Genomic DNA, 15,098 nt, shown 5'->3' on the forward strand with positions numbered 1-15,098 from the left:
ACTCGAATCATCAGAAAAGAGTTACTCCAGCAATATTCCAAAAACAAGGATCAAAGCATTCTCTAAAGATTCACAGTTCCCCGATTATCCCGCGAAACATGCAGCGGAGCCGGGACTGACGAAAAATTTAAGTAAAGATGGGCTCCTTTGGATAGTGAAGGCATGAAAATGCCATCACATGATGTTGGGAGGTGGAGGTATGAAAAAACTGGGAATTCTGCTTATCGGAATACTCCTCGTTAGCCTGACGGCGGGATGCATAGGCGGCAAAACTTCAACCACCACGACCAGCGGGAGCGCATCTTCAACCGCGGGTATGACGGTCACAGCCACAACCCCGAGCCCTACCACAACCACTACCACCACAACCACAACCAGCCCCCCACCGAAAAAATACACACGGGAAGAGCTCCTGAAACGGGTTAAAGCCGTCAGATACTTCACATTCACCGACAACACAACGATGATAATGCAGCTCACAATGGAGGTCAACGGGAGCGTGATGCAGAGGCAGAACATGACGTTCGAGCTTAACAGGAGGGCATATGTAGACCTCGAAAACAGAGAAGCAGAGGTAAACGGGACAACGAGGGTCTATCCGGGCGGGGCGGGCTCCGCAACCCATCAGGTCGTTATGGGGGACACCATATACGTGGAGGCAAACGGGATAACTCACGAAATGAAAAACGCCACCATAGCAAACCTGACGTGGAACTACAATCCCATAAGCCTGGCACTGCTCTATCTGGAGAGGAAGCCTGAGAGGGAGGAATTCAAAAACGGCACGCAGTTCCTCTACTACAACATAAGCGCGGAGGACATGAGGAACATGATGGCAGGGTTTGCACCGACTGGAAAATCCAACCTGAGCGTCTGGAACGGAATTCTTGAGCTCGGCTTCAGGGATGGGAAGCTGATAAGCGAAAGGACAATGTATGAGTTCAGGCTCAGCATGAGCATTCAGGGAAGCGAAATAACCGAAGTCGGAAAGATTTATGATGAAATCCGTATATTCGATGTCAACATCAAAAAGAACGTGAAGATACCCGAAAAGAGTGTGAAAGCCTGATGCCCATCCGTTTTCAAGGCCTTCAGTAGTAACCCTCCTCGTAGGCCGAGACGAGGGATTTGAAGACCGCACAGAATATAACCGCGAGGCTGAGGAAAGTTAGGGCAACCCCCCATAGAGGGCTCAAGCTGGCGTTTAGGGCCTCTATGATGCCAAAGAGGAACAGGAGCGTTGAGATAATCGAAAGGGCTAGGGCAAATCCCCCTGCCATCTTTCCTTTGAACTCCGGCGCGAGCTGGAAGACGAGGGGCCTCGTGAAGAGGGCGGTGAGGAAGAGGAGGAAGGCCATGATGCCGGCCAGAAAGGCGACCTCAGAGAATTTACCCTTGCGAACAGCGAGAAAAATGAGGGAAGTGATGAGGGCGAGCTGGTAGGCGAGGTGCCCGCCGAGCTTCGGGGCCTCTATTCTCCTTCCCGGGCTTTCAGGGGCGGGCTGGCCCATTTCATCGAACTCATACGCCCTCCTCGCTATTATGTACGAAAGGAGGAGGATGACGCTGATCCCGGCCAGCATAACCGCCATCAGCCGCAGCATCGTCAGGAATGGGCTTAAAGCGATGATTGCGACGCCGAGGAGGGTTAAAGCCGCCCCCGAGAAGCGGTTGGCCTCCCTCCACGCCCTCTTTGATATGTATGTGTATCCTATGCGGAAGCCAATGCCCGGATATCCCCACTCCTCCTTCACCCTGTAGGCCATAATTCCCCCGGCTATTAAGAGCAGGCCGATGGCGGTGGCCCACATCATTCTCAGCAGGGTGTAGGGGTTCATATCACCTCCCTCACGAGGCGGATGGTCTCGGCTAGTATAAAGCCGATGCTTCCGAGTGTTATCGCGCTCAGTACCGCCGGAGAGCTGAAGTTATAGGCGTTGTAGAGGAGCGAATAAACGAAGGCACCCCACAGGAGGAGCTGGATTATCGTCAGGAGCTCGAGGATTATCCTGACCACTTTAATGTTGCCCCTGGGTATCCTGAGGGTTATTGGGTCGCGCCCGAGATAGGTGAGGGCGAGTATAAATGCTGAGGCCATGAGGGGCAGGAGGAAGGCTCCGAGGGACTTGGGTTCAAATTGGTCTGGGCTTCCATGGGCGTTGAAGTGGGTCGCCACTGTGTCCGGCATCTTTCCCCAGCTCAGGGCGAGGAGAATGAGGTATGAGGCAATGAGGGCGAGCTGGAAGAGGATGTATGGTTTCACATCAACTTTATCCAGCGGCATGACGATCCCTTCAGCAGGCTCGGATATGTCCTCAAGCTCCACGGTTTCCTTCGCTATGATGTAGCCCTTCCAGATTATCAGGGAAACCCCGATGATCATCACAAGTGTAACGAGCACAACGTTCCCGAGGAGGCTCATCAGCCCCATGATTACACCGAGCCCCATGAAGGCCTTTCCAGCGAATTCGTTCGTTTTCCTCCATGCCTCCTCGGATGCAAATGTGTATCCAATGCGGAATCCTATGGCCATGTTGGGTTTATCTCTGAAGAGGTAGGTAAGCATGCCCGTCAGGAATATTATGGCGGATATAAAAATTCCTTCGTACGCCACATTCACCACCCTCAAGCCTTTCCATCGTTTCTATTATCGCCCCTATCTCCGCTTTTAACTCCCCCAGGACTTCCCTCCCGAGCTCCGTCATGCGGTAGTACTTCCTCGGCCTTCCCCCCACTTCGGCCCAGAAATCCTCTACGAGATGATATTTCCTCAGGCTCTTAAGGATGTCGTACAGGGCCCCCTCACTGGGCACGAGCTTTCCCCCGCTGATCCTTTCGAGCTCCTTTCTTATGGCATAACCGTGCATTTCTCCCCTCTGCTCCAGAAGTAAAAGGACCAGATAGGAGTAAAATCCCGAGCGGAGATCCTTTTTAAGTTTTTTTACCGCCTTTTCCCTGGCATCACCGAACAAGCCTTTACCTCCTCCCTCCTGTTTTCAGCCTTCTTATTTGGGTTTAAACAGCACAGCTGCCGGGCTTTCTAGCCATCACCAGAGAACCTTCACCTCCTCCACCTCATTCTTCGCTTTCCCTGCAAGTGTGAGCAGTACAGCCGCCGAGGTTAAAGCGGTTATTATGTAAATCGTGGCCAGAAGACCCGCAGAGGGATGGATGTTCCAGTAGGCTGTAAGGCTGTCCATGATCCAGTGAATCAGCGTCATCACGCCAAAAGCCCTTATCCCCCAGCCTTCCTTATACGCATGGGCGAAGAGCAGGGTTGTTGATGCATGGAAGAACAGCACAATAAACCTCTCAAGGAATGACACCGGAGATGCCGAGCCCCCAAAAGCCGCCACTATTCCAACAGTCAGCAATCCTTCGGCAAACCCAAACCCAGCTCCGACATAAAGGGCCTCTTTCAGGCTCCTGTTCCTTGAGAAATAGTATTTGACGGACTCCTGCACAGCGGCGGCCATCAGCCCACTCCAGAGCACAAGGGAAACCAGAGTCCCAGCTCCAAAAAGCCGCGGAAGGTTCTGAAGCGGGGTCTGTACTGCAATGGCTACAATGAAAAGCACCATCCCCAGGAGAAGCTCGGCAAACTTGACCTTTCTGAGATATGCCCCAAGCAGGAGGAGGGCCAGCAACGCGCCGAAAAACGGATAAAAGGCCTGGGCGGATAAGCGGAATGAAAGGCTCATATGAAAGCCCGTTATCATGCCGTTCTCAACCGTTACAGTCACCCCGATATCCCTCTTCTCACAGATAAGTCTGTAGTAGTAGACCGTGCCAGCCCTCTTTTCAAAGGAGTACCCCCTGATTTCCCCGTTATACCGTATTATCATGTTTCTGGTCTTTTCAAAAAGCGCCCGCGTAAATACCCTCTTCATAAGGGGACTGAAATATCCCTCAGCGAGGGAATAGTTGCCGGTAACAATGGCCTCCATCATGGCCTCCTGCGGTGTTAAACCCGGCTCCTGATGGGGCTGGGAAACCTTCACAATCCAAAGACCGGCTATTTTCTGATTTTCAATTACGAGTTTAAAAACAACCGAAGCCCTCTCAAAGTTCACCCTGACGTATTCAGCATTGCCCTCAGAACCGGAATAACTGGCATTGATGATCGTGCCGTATTTCTCAATTAAAGAACTCCTGAGCTCGGTAAATTTGGATTCAGGAAATGCCGACTGCATTTGAGATGTCAAATATGGCTTAAGATACGAGTATTCTCCCCTTTCCATTGATTTTATAAAAGCACCGGATGCCGCTGTTTGAGCGGATACGATGGGAAAAGTCAGAACTAACAAAGCAGTAAATAAAAACAGGGCATGCTTCATGGGGCAACCTCCGGCAGCTCATTCGGGCTCCACAACCACAGCGGTTCCGAAGGCGTAAACTTCGGCCATCCTCTGACCGACATTGGAGGTCATAAACCTCATCCCGATGACAGCGTTTGCACCGAGCTCCCTCGCATGCTGTATCATCCGCTGGAGGGCTATTTCTCTTGCTTCAGCCATCATCTGGGTGTATTCCTTAACCTCCCCTCCCACAAGGTTTCTAAAGCCCGCTATAATATCCCTTCCCAGGTGGGTTGCCCTCACAACACCGCCCCTGGCGATTCCTTTGACCTCAACCACCTTGTATCCGGGTATGTTTTCGGTCGTAACAACCACAATGTCCTCCATCCCACCCACCCCCAATACATCGGACTTCGAGGTATGGTTGGGCAATGTTGTATAAAAAGTTTGTGGAAGGGCTAAGGGTTTTAAGGGAAGCCCCGGAAAAATCTCCGGTGAGAACATGCACGAGATTCCACCGGGCGAGATACTGAAAACCCTGCGGGAGCTTAACGCCGAGCGGGTGCTCATTCAGACGCCTGAGGGGCTGAAGAGAGAAGCTCAATCCCTGGCTTATTTCCTTGAGGAGAACGGGATTGAGGCGATAGTAAACGGCGATATAAACTACGGTGCCTGCGATCCGGCCGACAGGGAGGCAAAGCTCCTCGGCTGCGACGCGCTGATACACCTCGGCCACAGCTACATGCAGCTGCATTTGGAGGTACCCACAGTTTTTGTTCCCGCATTTGCGGAAGCCAACGTTGTAGAGGCCCTCAGAATAAATCTTGAGGAGATAAGAAAGCTGGGGAGGAGGATAGCCCTCGTCACGACCGTCCAGCACATACACCAGCTTGAGAGGGCAAAAAGCTTCCTCCAGGAAAAGGGATTCACGGTGCTCATCGGGGAAGGCGATGGGAGGATTTCATTCAGGGGACAGGTTTTGGGATGCAACTTTACCGCAGCGAAGGTTGATGCCGAGGGGATTCTCTTCATAGGCGCCGGCTACTTCCACCCCATCGGCGTTGCCCTGGCAACCAAAAAACCCACCCTCGCCGTAAATCCCTACAGCGGTGATGCTCTGTGGATGGACGAGGAGGCGGAACGCCTCATCAGGAAGAGATGGGCTCAGATTGCAAAGGCAATGGACGCTCAAAAGTTTGGAGTCGTTATCAGCACCAAGAAAGGCCAGCTGCGCCTCAATGAGGCCCGAAGGATAATGAAGCTCCTGAGAGATCACGGCCGTGAAGCCACGCTTATCGCGATGAATTACATAAACTATCCCGCCCTCGAGGGCTTTGACTTCGATGCCTATGTTGTGGTCGCCTGTCCGAGGGTTCCTATTGATGATGCTGAAAACTGGAGGAAGCCCGTTCTAACACCTCCGGAGGTCGAGCTCCTCCTTGGCCTTAGGGAGGATTACAGGCTTGATGAGATTTTTGGTATGGAGAAAACGGGAAATGAACCGCTTGGGGTGGCTCTTCATGGGATTAGAATCCATCTTTAAGTTTCTGGAATTTGCTCTTCTTTCTCTCTCAGCCTACTGGGGGATTAGTGTGGCCTCTGAAACCCTCACATACATACCTCTAAAGAGGATAATCCTTCCCCTTTCACTCATCACAGCTCTGACATTCAGGGAGGAGGGGCTTGTGATCACATTTTTATTGCTCTTTGTGTTTTATCTTCTGGAAAGAACCGGTGTCGTTCTATCCCTTGTAACTTCGGTTTTCGCATTCATGCTTTTCCTCATGGGAGCTATAGCCAGTGGCGTCCTACTCGGGATTCTAGGAACTGCCCTTCATGTTCACGGTTACGAAATCCACGGAACATTAGAAGAGTTACTTCACATGGCGGTGATTAAAAAATGAAAAAAATGAAAAAGAAGCACCTCGCCATCACACTTTCAAAGCTCAGGGGCTTTCAAAATCCCAAGGTGGAGCTTGAACAGTACAGAACCCCCGGGAGTGTTGCGGCTGAACTGCTGTGGCTGGCCCATTCGCTCGGCGATATAGAGGGGAAGACGGTTGCCGATTTCGGTGCAGGAACAGGAGTTTTGGCTGCCGGGGCGTGCCTCCTGGGAGCCGAGAAGGTCTATGCGGTTGAGATAGACAGGGATGCCCTGAAGATCGCCAGGGAGAACATTGAATCCCTCCAGCTTGAGAACTGCATCGAGCTGGTGTGCTCGAATGTCTCGAATTTCACCACAAAGGTTGATGCCGTCATCATGAATCCCCCTTTCGGCTCCCAGAACCCCCACGCGGACAGACCATTCCTTCTCAAGGCCTTTGAGGTCAGCAACACCGTTTATTCCATTCACCTCGCAAAGCCAGAAGTCAGGAGGTTCATAGATGCATTCTCCGGAGAGCACGGCTTCAGGATCACCCACAGAATTCCGGTGGAATTTGAGCTTCCCGCCCAGTTTTTCTTTCACAGGAAGAGGCTTGAAAGAATTTTGGTGGATATATATCGGTTCGAAAACCAGAAACGAAAGAGATATATGTTCCGGATATAAAACACCGGAATGAGATGGAAGCACACAACGAATACCCAAAAGATGAAATCAGGGAAATGATACTCTCCTGGGAGATAATGGATGCCGTTAAAATGGCCCTTGAGGACAGGGGGATAGTCCTTACTCTCCTGGAACTTTTGAAGGAGAAGGATGAGATGACAAAGACGAGAGCCCTCCTTGCATTGAGTGAGGTTCTCAAGCGGGCGGATGAGGGAACGAAATTCTTCATTGTAAAGCACGGGCTTGATGTCATCATAGATGCCCTGAAGAGCAAAAACGAGAACATATCCATGAAGGCTGCCCAGGTGCTCATCCAGCTTGTGAAGGAGTTTCCCCTGAAGGAGAGAGACCTCATGAAAATCCTCGATGCCGTGGTTCCCCTCATAAGAAAATCCGGGCACGAGCTCGTCCTTCTGGAGATAGCGGCACTCATAGAAAACATTCAGGTATCTCACCCATCTCCCCATCTCCGTTCGAGGATTGCACGCTTTATCTCCTGCAGAAACCCCCGGATAAAAGCCATGGGCCTGAGGCTCCTCCTGAATCTCGGCATGTACGGGGGAGATGCAAAGGCCATGAAGCTCCTGCTCGCAGAAATTTCGGATCTGCTTTCAAGCGATGATGTGCCCCTCGTGGAGTTCTCACTGAACATAATACAGGACAGCCTGAGGCTGCCGGTAACCGGGGACATCATTGAGGAACTCTCAGCAGTCCTCGTCAGGGTCAAAAACCTGGTTCTCAGGAGCAGGGACTTCACAATAAGGATGAAGGCGAGGGAAACCCTCGAAGCTGTGGAGAGGGCGATATACGAGTACTACCGTTCAAGGCCCGAGGAGGCGAAGAAAAAGATACACAAACTCCTCCTGAACGGCTTCATATACGAGGCGATAGATCTTGCGATTGCGGTTGGAGATAGATACGTCCTTGAGTGGCTCCATGAGGAGATTATGAAGAGGGGAGGAACCGCACCGGAATTCAGGACGAGATTTATCTCCGGCGTCCCCTATGTCCTTACCGGACGGAAGGGCAGAAAGATGAGGCTGCCCACGCTGAGCGAGCTCAGATCACCCAAGAAGCCGCCCTCAGCACCTGAACTTCATGAGGAGGTACAGGATGTAAAAACGGCCCTCCCCAAGGCCATCGAGGATGAAGATGTGCAGCTGCTGCTTAAACTCCTGAGGTCAAACCCCGAAGCAGTTGGTGAACTATCGAAGATGCTCAGGAGCGATAGAATCGAGGAAAGAATAGACGGTCTGTGGGCGGTTTATGCTGTTTCCTCCCGCCTCAACCGCTCCGAACTGGGGATACTTCACCCCCTCATACCCGACCTCTTCAGCATGCTGTCCTCCCGGAATGCATGGGCGAGGGGCAGGGCCGCCAAAATCCTCGCTCTGCTGTCCCTGCAGCACGGTGAAATCGTTCCTAAGGCCCTGGAGCTGCTGAACTCAAATCCCCTTTCAGCCCTTGAATTCTTCAGCTATTACTTCACATACACCTGGGACGATGAAACTGGTGAAAAGGTGCTTAATTTCCTGAAACACGCCCTCAAAGACGAGAGCCTTCAGTTCGATGCACTTCTGACCCTCGAAGCCATAGCATCAAAGATTCCGGCGGATAAAATCGGTCTGCTGATACCGTTTATTCCGAAACTGAAGCGTCTCGGGGAGGAGGGGCCAAGGGAGACCCAGAAGATAGCGGTTCGCATACTTGATCAGATACTCGGCGAAAGAGGCCCACCGGGGAATATGCCCTAAGCCGTCCGGCTCCGGAAGGGAGACTAATCCCCCCTCTCCCCATCTCCAATCCTCACCTTCAGCTCGTTTGCAAACCAGTTGACCCTCTGCGGGAACGGTATCTCTATTCCTGCCTCATCAAGGGCTTTCTTTACCCTGTGGAGGAGCTCGGTTTTCACCGCAAACCATTTCTCACTCGGCGTCCAGACCCTGATGGAGAGCACAACAGCATTATCGCCCAGTTCATCAACAAAAACGAGGGGCTCCGGCTCCGCAAGCACGAGGGGCATCTCATCGAGGGTTTTTCTTATCACATTCACTGCCCTGTTAGCATCCTCACCGTAGGCTACCCCTATCCTCACATCGAGCCTCCTGGCCGGATAGCGCTGGAGGTTTATGATGTTGCTGTTGAAGAGCTTTTCATTTGGAATTCTGATCAGCGTGCCGTCCCACGAGCGAATCCTCGTTGACAGTATCCTCATGTCCTCGACCACACCCCCGAGCTCGCCTATCTTCACCGGGTCTCCAATCTTCATCGGCCTGTCGAAGTACATGAAAAGCCCGGAGATGAAGTTTGAAACCACGGTCTGTGCCGAGAAACCGAGAACAATACCTGTTATTCCCGCGGCAGCTAAAATTGCCCCCAGATACGTCCCGATTCCTGCGAGGTTGAGGGCCAGAAGAAACGAGATTATCAGCACGGTGTAGTAGAAGACCTTCGCCTGTATCTGAAGCTCCGGAGAGGGCTTTTTGCCAGCACTCAGAAGGAGGTAGTCCTTTGACTTTCTGGCTATGAGATACATGAAGTAGAAGAAGCCAACCGCAAACGCTATGTTGCCGATGGTGGTGCCGGCAATTGAGTATGCCATCACCCCTATTTTGTAGAGCGCCCCTATGATCCCCCCGAGAACGAACATTCTGAAGAGTATATCTCCCGTATCCTGATTTATGATCCACGTGAGACCAGTGGTCTTTGATGCACGGATTATGAGCCTCCTCAGAAGCCTGCCGGTGAAGATGGCGGCGATGAAAATCAGCACCGCCTCCACAAGCGTGCCCGCCGTAACCTCAAACCCCGTTCCTATGATGGTGCTGTTCCACAGCTCCGTCCCAACCATCATCCCCACCTCATCCTAAAGTTGGGAATCGGCTCTGCAGTGCGGGTTGCCTTCAGCCTGCCGTTAGGGGGGTTCCCCGTGTTGTTGACCTCGTATATACCCTTGGTGGTGAGGATTACAAGGGGGTAATATGCCCTCTCCTCAGAGTAGAACATCGCACTTCCCCCTATGGGCACCACAACCTTTTCCACCATCCTCCATCTATCGGAAGGATTCTCAATCACGAGCTTCATCACCCCGAGGGAGTCCGGCTCCTCCCCGGTAAAGTCGCTGATGTGGTAGCGGGCTATCACGCCCATGCTATCCTGCCCGTAGAGGGCATACTTCTCCCGTCCGACCACGAAGCGGTCTATCGTGAGGTTTCCGGCTTTCACCTCGACATCGATTGGTGCCGATAGGTAACCGCTGATGGTGGCCTTCGGGGGAACTGCTATCTTCCTGGAGAGCTTTATCATCAGAAATTCCACACCATAGCCCGACGCGGGTGCTGGGAGCACTCTAAAGCCCCCATCTCCCCCGGGGATGATAACCCTGACATCGTCACGCCTGTAGAGAACTCTCCCCCCAGATTCCTCAACGAGGTGTATCCTCCTGTCGAGGATTTTGATGAACTTGGTTTTGAGCTCATGCTCTCCGAACATGAAGAAAAATAGGAACGGAGGGATATAAGCTTTGCTCAGGAGGGCTCAAGTTTCAGGTCAGTGAGCCTGGCATGGACGTAGATTCCTCCCATGCCGGGCATCGTGAGCGATGCAGCTACCTCCACAGGGAACGGGAGTTCCGGTGCAACCAAAGTTTCCCCGTTGCCCTGGGCCAGGCCGCCCTGAACGATGCCGTTCCATGTTACCTTATAGGTCTCGAAGTCCATACCGGATAGGGTTACCTCTCCGTCCTTTTCAACGGTGTATCCGTTTCCGTTCTCGGTTAGACTTACGTAGGTCAGGACATCACCGTAAATACCTCCATAGAACCCGGTGGGGTAGCTCCATATCATGTTGTACTTCCGGAAGGCCTCGTCTATCATTCCGCAGCTCATGTCGCCTTCAATGTTGCCGTTTTCATCCATGGAGTAGTGGCAGTTCGGGCCGTTTATGACAAGCTTCATGAAGTCGGGGCCGTTTATCATGTCGTAGACTGAAGGAACCCACAGCATCCCTGAGGTGTACTCCCCGAGAGAATCCCGGTCAACGTAGATTGTGTAGTTATAGGTTTCGCCGCTGAGGTTCAGGATAGCATAGAGGGCGTAAACTCTGTTCCCATCGAGGGTTGTTGGGTAGTAGCCCTTCCTGATTACCATGCTCACCTGGGAACCACCGGAGAGCTTGTAATCGACGTTGAACGTTACCTCTTTTACCACGTAGTCCTTTCCATCGATGGTTATTGGTTTGCTCGCGTCCCAGCCGAGCTTCCAGTTGTTTGAGATTCCCTGGGAGGGAGTCTGCGTTGAGGTTTCGGTCTGGGTTTGAGACTGAGTGCCAGTGTTCTCACCGGGTGAAGTGCCCCCCTCTACCCCAACGTTTATCCCGCCAAATTCCTTTGAGAGCTTTAGATCCTTGATTTCAATCTTTGAGTAGTAGCTTTCCCCGCCCATCTGGCTGAAGGTTCCCTCGCTCTCTATAGGTACTGGCAGAGCCGGTGCGATTCTGGCCTTACCCTGTCCCCGCACGTTACCAAGCGCCCAGCTCCACTCGACGTCGCTAACCTTTAACCTCTTTCCGCTGAAGGTTATCGTTCCATCCGGCCTGACCTTGTAGCTGTAGCTCATCCCCATGAATGAGAAGCTGTACTTATCGGGCTTTGAGAGATCATGATCCTCAAGTCCTGCCCAGACGGCAGAGCCCACCATGGTCATCCAGCCCTGAACGGTCGAGCTTGGGATACCGTTTGATATGGTTCCAAAGTTCCCTTCCGTGTATGGCAGTTCGGAATACTGTCCTATCACCGCAGGATTGCTCCAGTAGAAGTGCTCTCCATTGTAGGAAGCCTCAATCACCGCTGTTGTTCCCGACATCATGGCCCCAAAGTCAGGGAAGGGGGTGAGGAAGTATGCATCACTGTCCCTGGTTCTCTCCTTTATCAGTATGAGATACTCCAGCGGGCCGTTCATATCAGGGTCGTTTATTGGAGTTATCTTACCGTAGTAGGCGAAGAGACTGTATTCACCCAAATCCTTCTTTCCATTGTCGTCAGCGTATATGTGGGCCTTAACGTAGCCCCTCTGCTTTATAACCTCGTACGATTTCTCCCCTTCTGAGGTTTTGATGGTGAAGGTGTATTTTATGTATGTTATGTAGCTGCGCTCGCTCCCCACGCTTATCGGGTTGTAAGCGTCCCAAGGATTGCTCCAGGTGGCGACCTGGGTCTGGGTTGAAGTCTCCTCCCCTGAAGCTGTTCCGGATTCCCCGGACGACTGGGGCGATGGGGTTTTCTCTCCACCGCCGCCCCCCAGGCATCCAGCGGCAGCTATGCTGAACAGCATTACGAGCATCAAACTCAAGGCAACAGCCTTCCTCATGAAATCACCGTCCTCCATCGCTAACTCCCTATTCCTTGCTGATTCCAATTCCTGGTTTTAGGCTCGCCTTCAGTAAAAAGGAAAGGTTATCAGTCCACCTTCTCAAGCCTGAGGTCTTCAAGCTTCAGATAGGCGTAAATGATTAAGCTGTCCCCTGTTTTCGGGTCTTTGTAGCTGTAGTGGCCATCTCCTTCAACCAGGAGGGGCAGATAGGGCGAAACCTTTCCCTTCCCGCTCATTGAAATGCCTTCCGCCGTTCCCGTGTATTTCCATGCAAAGTTAACGAGCTTAAACACAACCCCGGAATATTCGACAGTTCCATCCGGTTCAGTGCTCCACTCCCAGCTGTGGCCGAGGTCATCGCTCCATGTGCCCTTCTGGGGCACCAGCAGGTTGTAGCTTTCCCATTCATACCATATGCCGAAGTTGAGGGTGGCCGCCCATCCCAGGTAGAGGTAGCCCAGGTCTTCGGAGATGTCGCTGAAGGCATCCTGATTGCCCTCAAAGTACGGGAAGAGGCCGCTCTGGAAGGGAACCGGATTCGTGAGGAGGAAGCTGCTGTCTTTGTATTCAAACTTCATCCCGACAAATTCCTTGCTCTGGCTGTATGGGGAGATGTAGCTCATCCACAGCACATCCCACGGGTAGAGGAAAGCATCGCTCCTGTTTGACGTAAACCAGAGCCTGATGGTCAGTTTATCATCGAGAACCGCCCCCTTAACCGGCATCACAACCGTGACGTACTCATAGACCTCCTTCTCTCCGAGGTCGACCTTGCTCCCGGTCATATCCTGTCCGTAGACATGAATCTTCGCCTTTCCAGTGCTCTTCTCGACAATGTATTCATAAACAGGGGCGGTCTGGTTTGGCTGAACCCTGTAATCATACTTGTAATATGTGATCAGGTATCTCTCGTCCCCCACCACGACCGGCGCGTACTCCCACGGATGTGTCCAGTAGGCCTTTTCGGTGGGGGTTGAGGTGGTGGTTACTGTTTCAGTTGTCGTTTCGGTTGCTGTTTCGGTTGTCGTCCCGGATGCCGTCTGTGTTGATGTCTCAACATGTGTGGACGTTGTCTGCGTGTGTGTGGAGGCAGTACCGGTATGCGTGGAGGTGGTAGCGGGGTGTGTTGTGGTCGATGCGGATGAAGAAGGCTGGGGGCTTTCCGTGGATGTAGTCGGGGAAGATGCCGTCTGGGTGGTGCTTCCCCCGCCTATACATCCGGCCGCAAACACAAGGCCGATCATCAACAGACCCAGCACCAAAGCTGCAGTTTTTTTCATATTTACCACCTTCCTGCCCGCCAAAGAAAAGAAAACGGGTCGTGCACCAATCAATATAGTTTGTATCCAAAACTATTAAAGATTTGCTAAAGTTTCAAATTTGTCCGTAGTTATTCGATTGTGGTCTCAATGTTAAAATTTATCCAACGACGCTCCCGTGAGAATCTCCCTAAAATCAGTGAATCTCATTCCCAGAGATGCCCCAACAGCATGTGGAAGGTCAAAAACATGGCTCACTTTTGATATAATCCCCACATCCGATGTGGCAACGGTATCAAAGTTTCTCAGCTCAAAGTCGGGGGATTTCACTGCCAGAGCCTTCCCCCTGACCCCGTACCGCAGCAGAACATCCTCCGTCAGCCTCGCAATCTCCCCGCTTCTGCTTACTGCCCTCTCATAAAAGAAGACCACTTCCTCTGGTTTCAGCTTCGACAGGAAGGACGCGAGCATTTCAATCCTGCTCCCGGTACTCTCAGAAATCCTGTAGCCCCTCTGGTACTTCAAATCCCTGACGAGTCCATCCTCGCACAGTATAGCCCTCCCCTCAATCAGCGATTCAAGGGTTATCAGAACGTTGAACCCGTCTACCCCGAGAACCCTGCCCCTGAGAAAATTAGCATCCACAAGCTTTTTCCGCCTCTCCGCAATTTCAGCGTCAGAGAAAACGCATCTGGCGAGGAAGTGCCGCCGCTTCAACGTTAGCCTGTAGTGGTTGGCCACAAAATCCAGAGCCACCCTCTTCCTGTAGCCTCTGTTGAGGAGATATTTGAGGTCCCGGTAGGCCTCAAGCAGCTCAGACGACCTTCTCAAGGAGCTCCTCCCCCACGTGTATGATTATCTTAACCCTCCCCTCAAGAAGGGAGCTCTGAACCTTCTTCGTGAGTATCTCATCCACCTGAAAGATGCCCGCGGGATGCTTCATCCATATATTCACCACCACAGGCGTCCTCTCATCGCCCTCCTGAATTTCAACACGCTCAATTGCAAGGGCTGAAACCGCGTGTATGTCGACCTTGTCCCTCTTATGAACGAGCCTGCTTCTCCCGGCTTCCATGTCGCAGCCGTCCGCTATGGTAACCACACTGCCCTCAAGTGTGGTGCAGGGGACGGCCTCATCGTGGGTGTAGATGGCGTTCAGCGTTAAAGCCTTCAGGAGGAGCGGGTCGTCTTTCTCAAACTCCTCCGCGAGTCTGTTCACTATGGGCTCTGCCAGGATAACGCTGAAGCGGTAGTGTTCCTCCCTGTGTATCATGTTGCCTACGTCATGGAAGAGAGCGCCGAATGCCACTATAAATTTGCTCCACCTGAAGGGCTTTCCGAGCTTCTGAGCCGTGGATTCTATGCCGAACCGCTCAAGGATTCTGAGAATCTCAAGAGCCCTCCTCGTTGTCAGGAGAACGTGGATCGGGCCGTGGTCGTTGAAGCGGTAGACGTTCAGGACGATGTAATTTGTGGTCTCAAAGTAGTAGCGGTACTCATTGAATGCATCCTCATACATGCGGTAGAGCTCATCATCCCCGAGAAGTGCCCTTATTTCCTCAAGAAGAGAATCCTCACTGTACATTTTTCCCACCGGAATAAAAGGAAGCGATGAGGATTTAAA

Annotated in this window: 15 protein-coding genes and 1 pseudogene; 5 read left to right on the forward strand and 11 right to left on the reverse strand. The window is 52.2% G+C overall.

Going from position 1 to position 15,098, the window contains the following annotated elements:
* Window positions 1-199: 199 nt before the first annotated feature.
* Window positions 200-1,069, forward strand: a complete 870-nt coding sequence (locus ACYQ27_RS10575; RefSeq protein ID WP_456452928.1) for a hypothetical protein — start codon at window positions 200-202, stop codon at window positions 1,067-1,069.
* A gap of 22 nt (window positions 1,070-1,091) precedes the next feature.
* Here the strand turns inward: ACYQ27_RS10575 and ACYQ27_RS10580 are convergent, their stop codons facing one another.
* The 5 genes and pseudogenes from ACYQ27_RS10580 to ACYQ27_RS10600 form a co-directional block, all read right to left on the reverse strand.
* Complete coding sequence (locus ACYQ27_RS10580; RefSeq protein WP_456452926.1) at window positions 1,092-1,838, reverse strand: SdpI family protein; 747 nt, start codon at window positions 1,836-1,838, stop codon at window positions 1,092-1,094.
* Window positions 1,835-2,614 (reverse strand): SdpI family protein, encoded by a 780-nt coding sequence (locus ACYQ27_RS10585; protein ID WP_460041609.1) that lies wholly within the window; start codon window positions 2,612-2,614, stop codon window positions 1,835-1,837. Before ACYQ27_RS10585 ends, ACYQ27_RS10580 begins: the two co-directional genes overlap by 4 nt.
* Window position 2,615: 1 nt before the next feature.
* Window positions 2,616-2,972, reverse strand: a pseudogene (locus ACYQ27_RS10590) (PadR family transcriptional regulator); the annotation flags it as partial.
* A gap of 75 nt (window positions 2,973-3,047) precedes the next feature.
* Window positions 3,048-4,193, reverse strand: coding sequence for a hypothetical protein (locus tag ACYQ27_RS10595; RefSeq protein ID WP_488199835.1), 1,146 nt, complete (start codon window positions 4,191-4,193; stop codon window positions 3,048-3,050).
* A gap of 162 nt (window positions 4,194-4,355) precedes the next feature.
* The gene (locus ACYQ27_RS10600; RefSeq protein ID WP_456396034.1) at window positions 4,356-4,685 is read right to left on the reverse strand and encodes a heavy metal-binding domain-containing protein; all 330 of its coding nucleotides are present in this window, start codon (window positions 4,683-4,685) and stop codon (window positions 4,356-4,358) included.
* Window positions 4,686-4,800: 115 nt separating this feature from the next.
* Here ACYQ27_RS10600 and dph2 point away from each other — a divergent pair, with 115 nt between their 5' ends.
* From dph2 to ACYQ27_RS10620, 4 genes are read left to right on the forward strand one after another with little or no spacing between them, the layout of a single operon-like run.
* A complete protein-coding gene (dph2, locus tag ACYQ27_RS10605) occupies window positions 4,801-5,841 on the forward strand; it encodes a diphthamide biosynthesis enzyme Dph2 (RefSeq protein WP_460041611.1) in 1,041 nt (346 codons plus the stop codon).
* The gene (locus tag ACYQ27_RS10610; RefSeq protein WP_460041612.1) at window positions 5,819-6,202 is read left to right on the forward strand and encodes a hypothetical protein; all 384 of its coding nucleotides are present in this window, start codon (window positions 5,819-5,821) and stop codon (window positions 6,200-6,202) included. Before dph2 ends, ACYQ27_RS10610 begins: the two co-directional genes overlap by 23 nt.
* A 5-nt stretch (window positions 6,203-6,207) precedes the next feature.
* On the forward strand, window positions 6,208-6,846 hold the full coding sequence (locus ACYQ27_RS10615; RefSeq protein WP_456452958.1) for an METTL5 family protein: 639 nt from the start codon (window positions 6,208-6,210) through the stop codon (window positions 6,844-6,846).
* A gap of 14 nt (window positions 6,847-6,860) precedes the next feature.
* Window positions 6,861-8,600, forward strand: coding sequence for a hypothetical protein (locus tag ACYQ27_RS10620; protein WP_460041613.1), 1,740 nt, complete (start codon window positions 6,861-6,863; stop codon window positions 8,598-8,600).
* Between the two features lie 23 nt (window positions 8,601-8,623).
* Here ACYQ27_RS10620 and ACYQ27_RS10625 read toward each other — a convergent pair whose 3' ends face one another.
* The 6 genes from ACYQ27_RS10625 to ACYQ27_RS10650 form a co-directional block, all read right to left on the reverse strand.
* Entirely contained in the window at window positions 8,624-9,700 is a 1,077-nt protein-coding gene (locus ACYQ27_RS10625) for a mechanosensitive ion channel family protein (RefSeq protein WP_460041614.1), read from the reverse strand.
* On the reverse strand, window positions 9,697-10,338 hold the full coding sequence (locus ACYQ27_RS10630; RefSeq protein ID WP_460041615.1) for a DUF432 domain-containing protein: 642 nt from the start codon (window positions 10,336-10,338) through the stop codon (window positions 9,697-9,699). Before ACYQ27_RS10630 ends, ACYQ27_RS10625 begins: the two co-directional genes overlap by 4 nt.
* Window positions 10,339-10,373: 35 nt before the next feature.
* Window positions 10,374-12,230: a hypothetical protein gene (locus tag ACYQ27_RS10635; protein WP_460041616.1), complete on the reverse strand. Its 1,857-nt coding sequence runs from the start codon at window positions 12,228-12,230 to the stop codon at window positions 10,374-10,376.
* A 71-nt stretch (window positions 12,231-12,301) separates the two neighbouring features.
* Window positions 12,302-13,495: a hypothetical protein gene (locus tag ACYQ27_RS10640; RefSeq protein WP_456452218.1), complete on the reverse strand. Its 1,194-nt coding sequence runs from the start codon at window positions 13,493-13,495 to the stop codon at window positions 12,302-12,304.
* A gap of 132 nt (window positions 13,496-13,627) precedes the next feature.
* Window positions 13,628-14,305, reverse strand: coding sequence for a DUF434 domain-containing protein (locus ACYQ27_RS10645; protein ID WP_456452216.1), 678 nt, complete (start codon window positions 14,303-14,305; stop codon window positions 13,628-13,630).
* Window positions 14,289-15,059 carry an HD domain-containing protein gene (locus tag ACYQ27_RS10650; RefSeq protein WP_456394409.1) on the reverse strand — a complete coding sequence of 257 codons (771 nt, stop codon included), beginning with the start codon at window positions 15,057-15,059 and terminating at the stop codon, window positions 14,289-14,291. The genes ACYQ27_RS10645 and ACYQ27_RS10650 overlap by 17 nt, the downstream gene beginning before the upstream one ends.
* Window positions 15,060-15,098: the final 39 nt, after the last annotated feature.

The sequence above is a fragment of the Thermococcus atlanticus genome (genome assembly GCF_054657855.1).

Coding starts and splice junctions, on each gene's coding strand:
- ACYQ27_RS10575 (WP_456452928.1), top strand. CDS start 200: ATGAAAAAACTGGGAATTCTGCTTATCGGAATACTCCTCGTTAGCCTG.
- ACYQ27_RS10580 (WP_456452926.1), bottom strand. CDS start 1,838: ATGAACCCCTACACCCTGCTGAGAATGATGTGGGCCACCGCCATCGGC.
- ACYQ27_RS10595 (WP_488199835.1), bottom strand. CDS start 4,193: ATGCAGTCGGCATTTCCTGAATCCAAATTTACCGAGCTCAGGAGTTCT.
- ACYQ27_RS10600 (WP_456396034.1), bottom strand. CDS start 4,685: ATGGAGGACATTGTGGTTGTTACGACCGAAAACATACCCGGATACAAG.
- dph2 (WP_460041611.1), top strand. CDS start 4,801: ATGCACGAGATTCCACCGGGCGAGATACTGAAAACCCTGCGGGAGCTT.
- ACYQ27_RS10610 (WP_460041612.1), top strand. CDS start 5,819: ATGGGATTAGAATCCATCTTTAAGTTTCTGGAATTTGCTCTTCTTTCT.
- ACYQ27_RS10615 (WP_456452958.1), top strand. CDS start 6,208: ATGAAAAAGAAGCACCTCGCCATCACACTTTCAAAGCTCAGGGGCTTT.
- ACYQ27_RS10620 (WP_460041613.1), top strand. CDS start 6,861: ATGGAAGCACACAACGAATACCCAAAAGATGAAATCAGGGAAATGATA.
- ACYQ27_RS10625 (WP_460041614.1), bottom strand. CDS start 9,700: ATGATGGTTGGGACGGAGCTGTGGAACAGCACCATCATAGGAACGGGG.
- ACYQ27_RS10630 (WP_460041615.1), bottom strand. CDS start 10,338: ATGTTCGGAGAGCATGAGCTCAAAACCAAGTTCATCAAAATCCTCGAC.
- ACYQ27_RS10635 (WP_460041616.1), bottom strand. CDS start 12,230: ATGGAGGACGGTGATTTCATGAGGAAGGCTGTTGCCTTGAGTTTGATG.
- ACYQ27_RS10640 (WP_456452218.1), bottom strand. CDS start 13,495: ATGAAAAAAACTGCAGCTTTGGTGCTGGGTCTGTTGATGATCGGCCTT.
- ACYQ27_RS10650 (WP_456394409.1), bottom strand. CDS start 15,059: ATGTACAGTGAGGATTCTCTTCTTGAGGAAATAAGGGCACTTCTCGGG.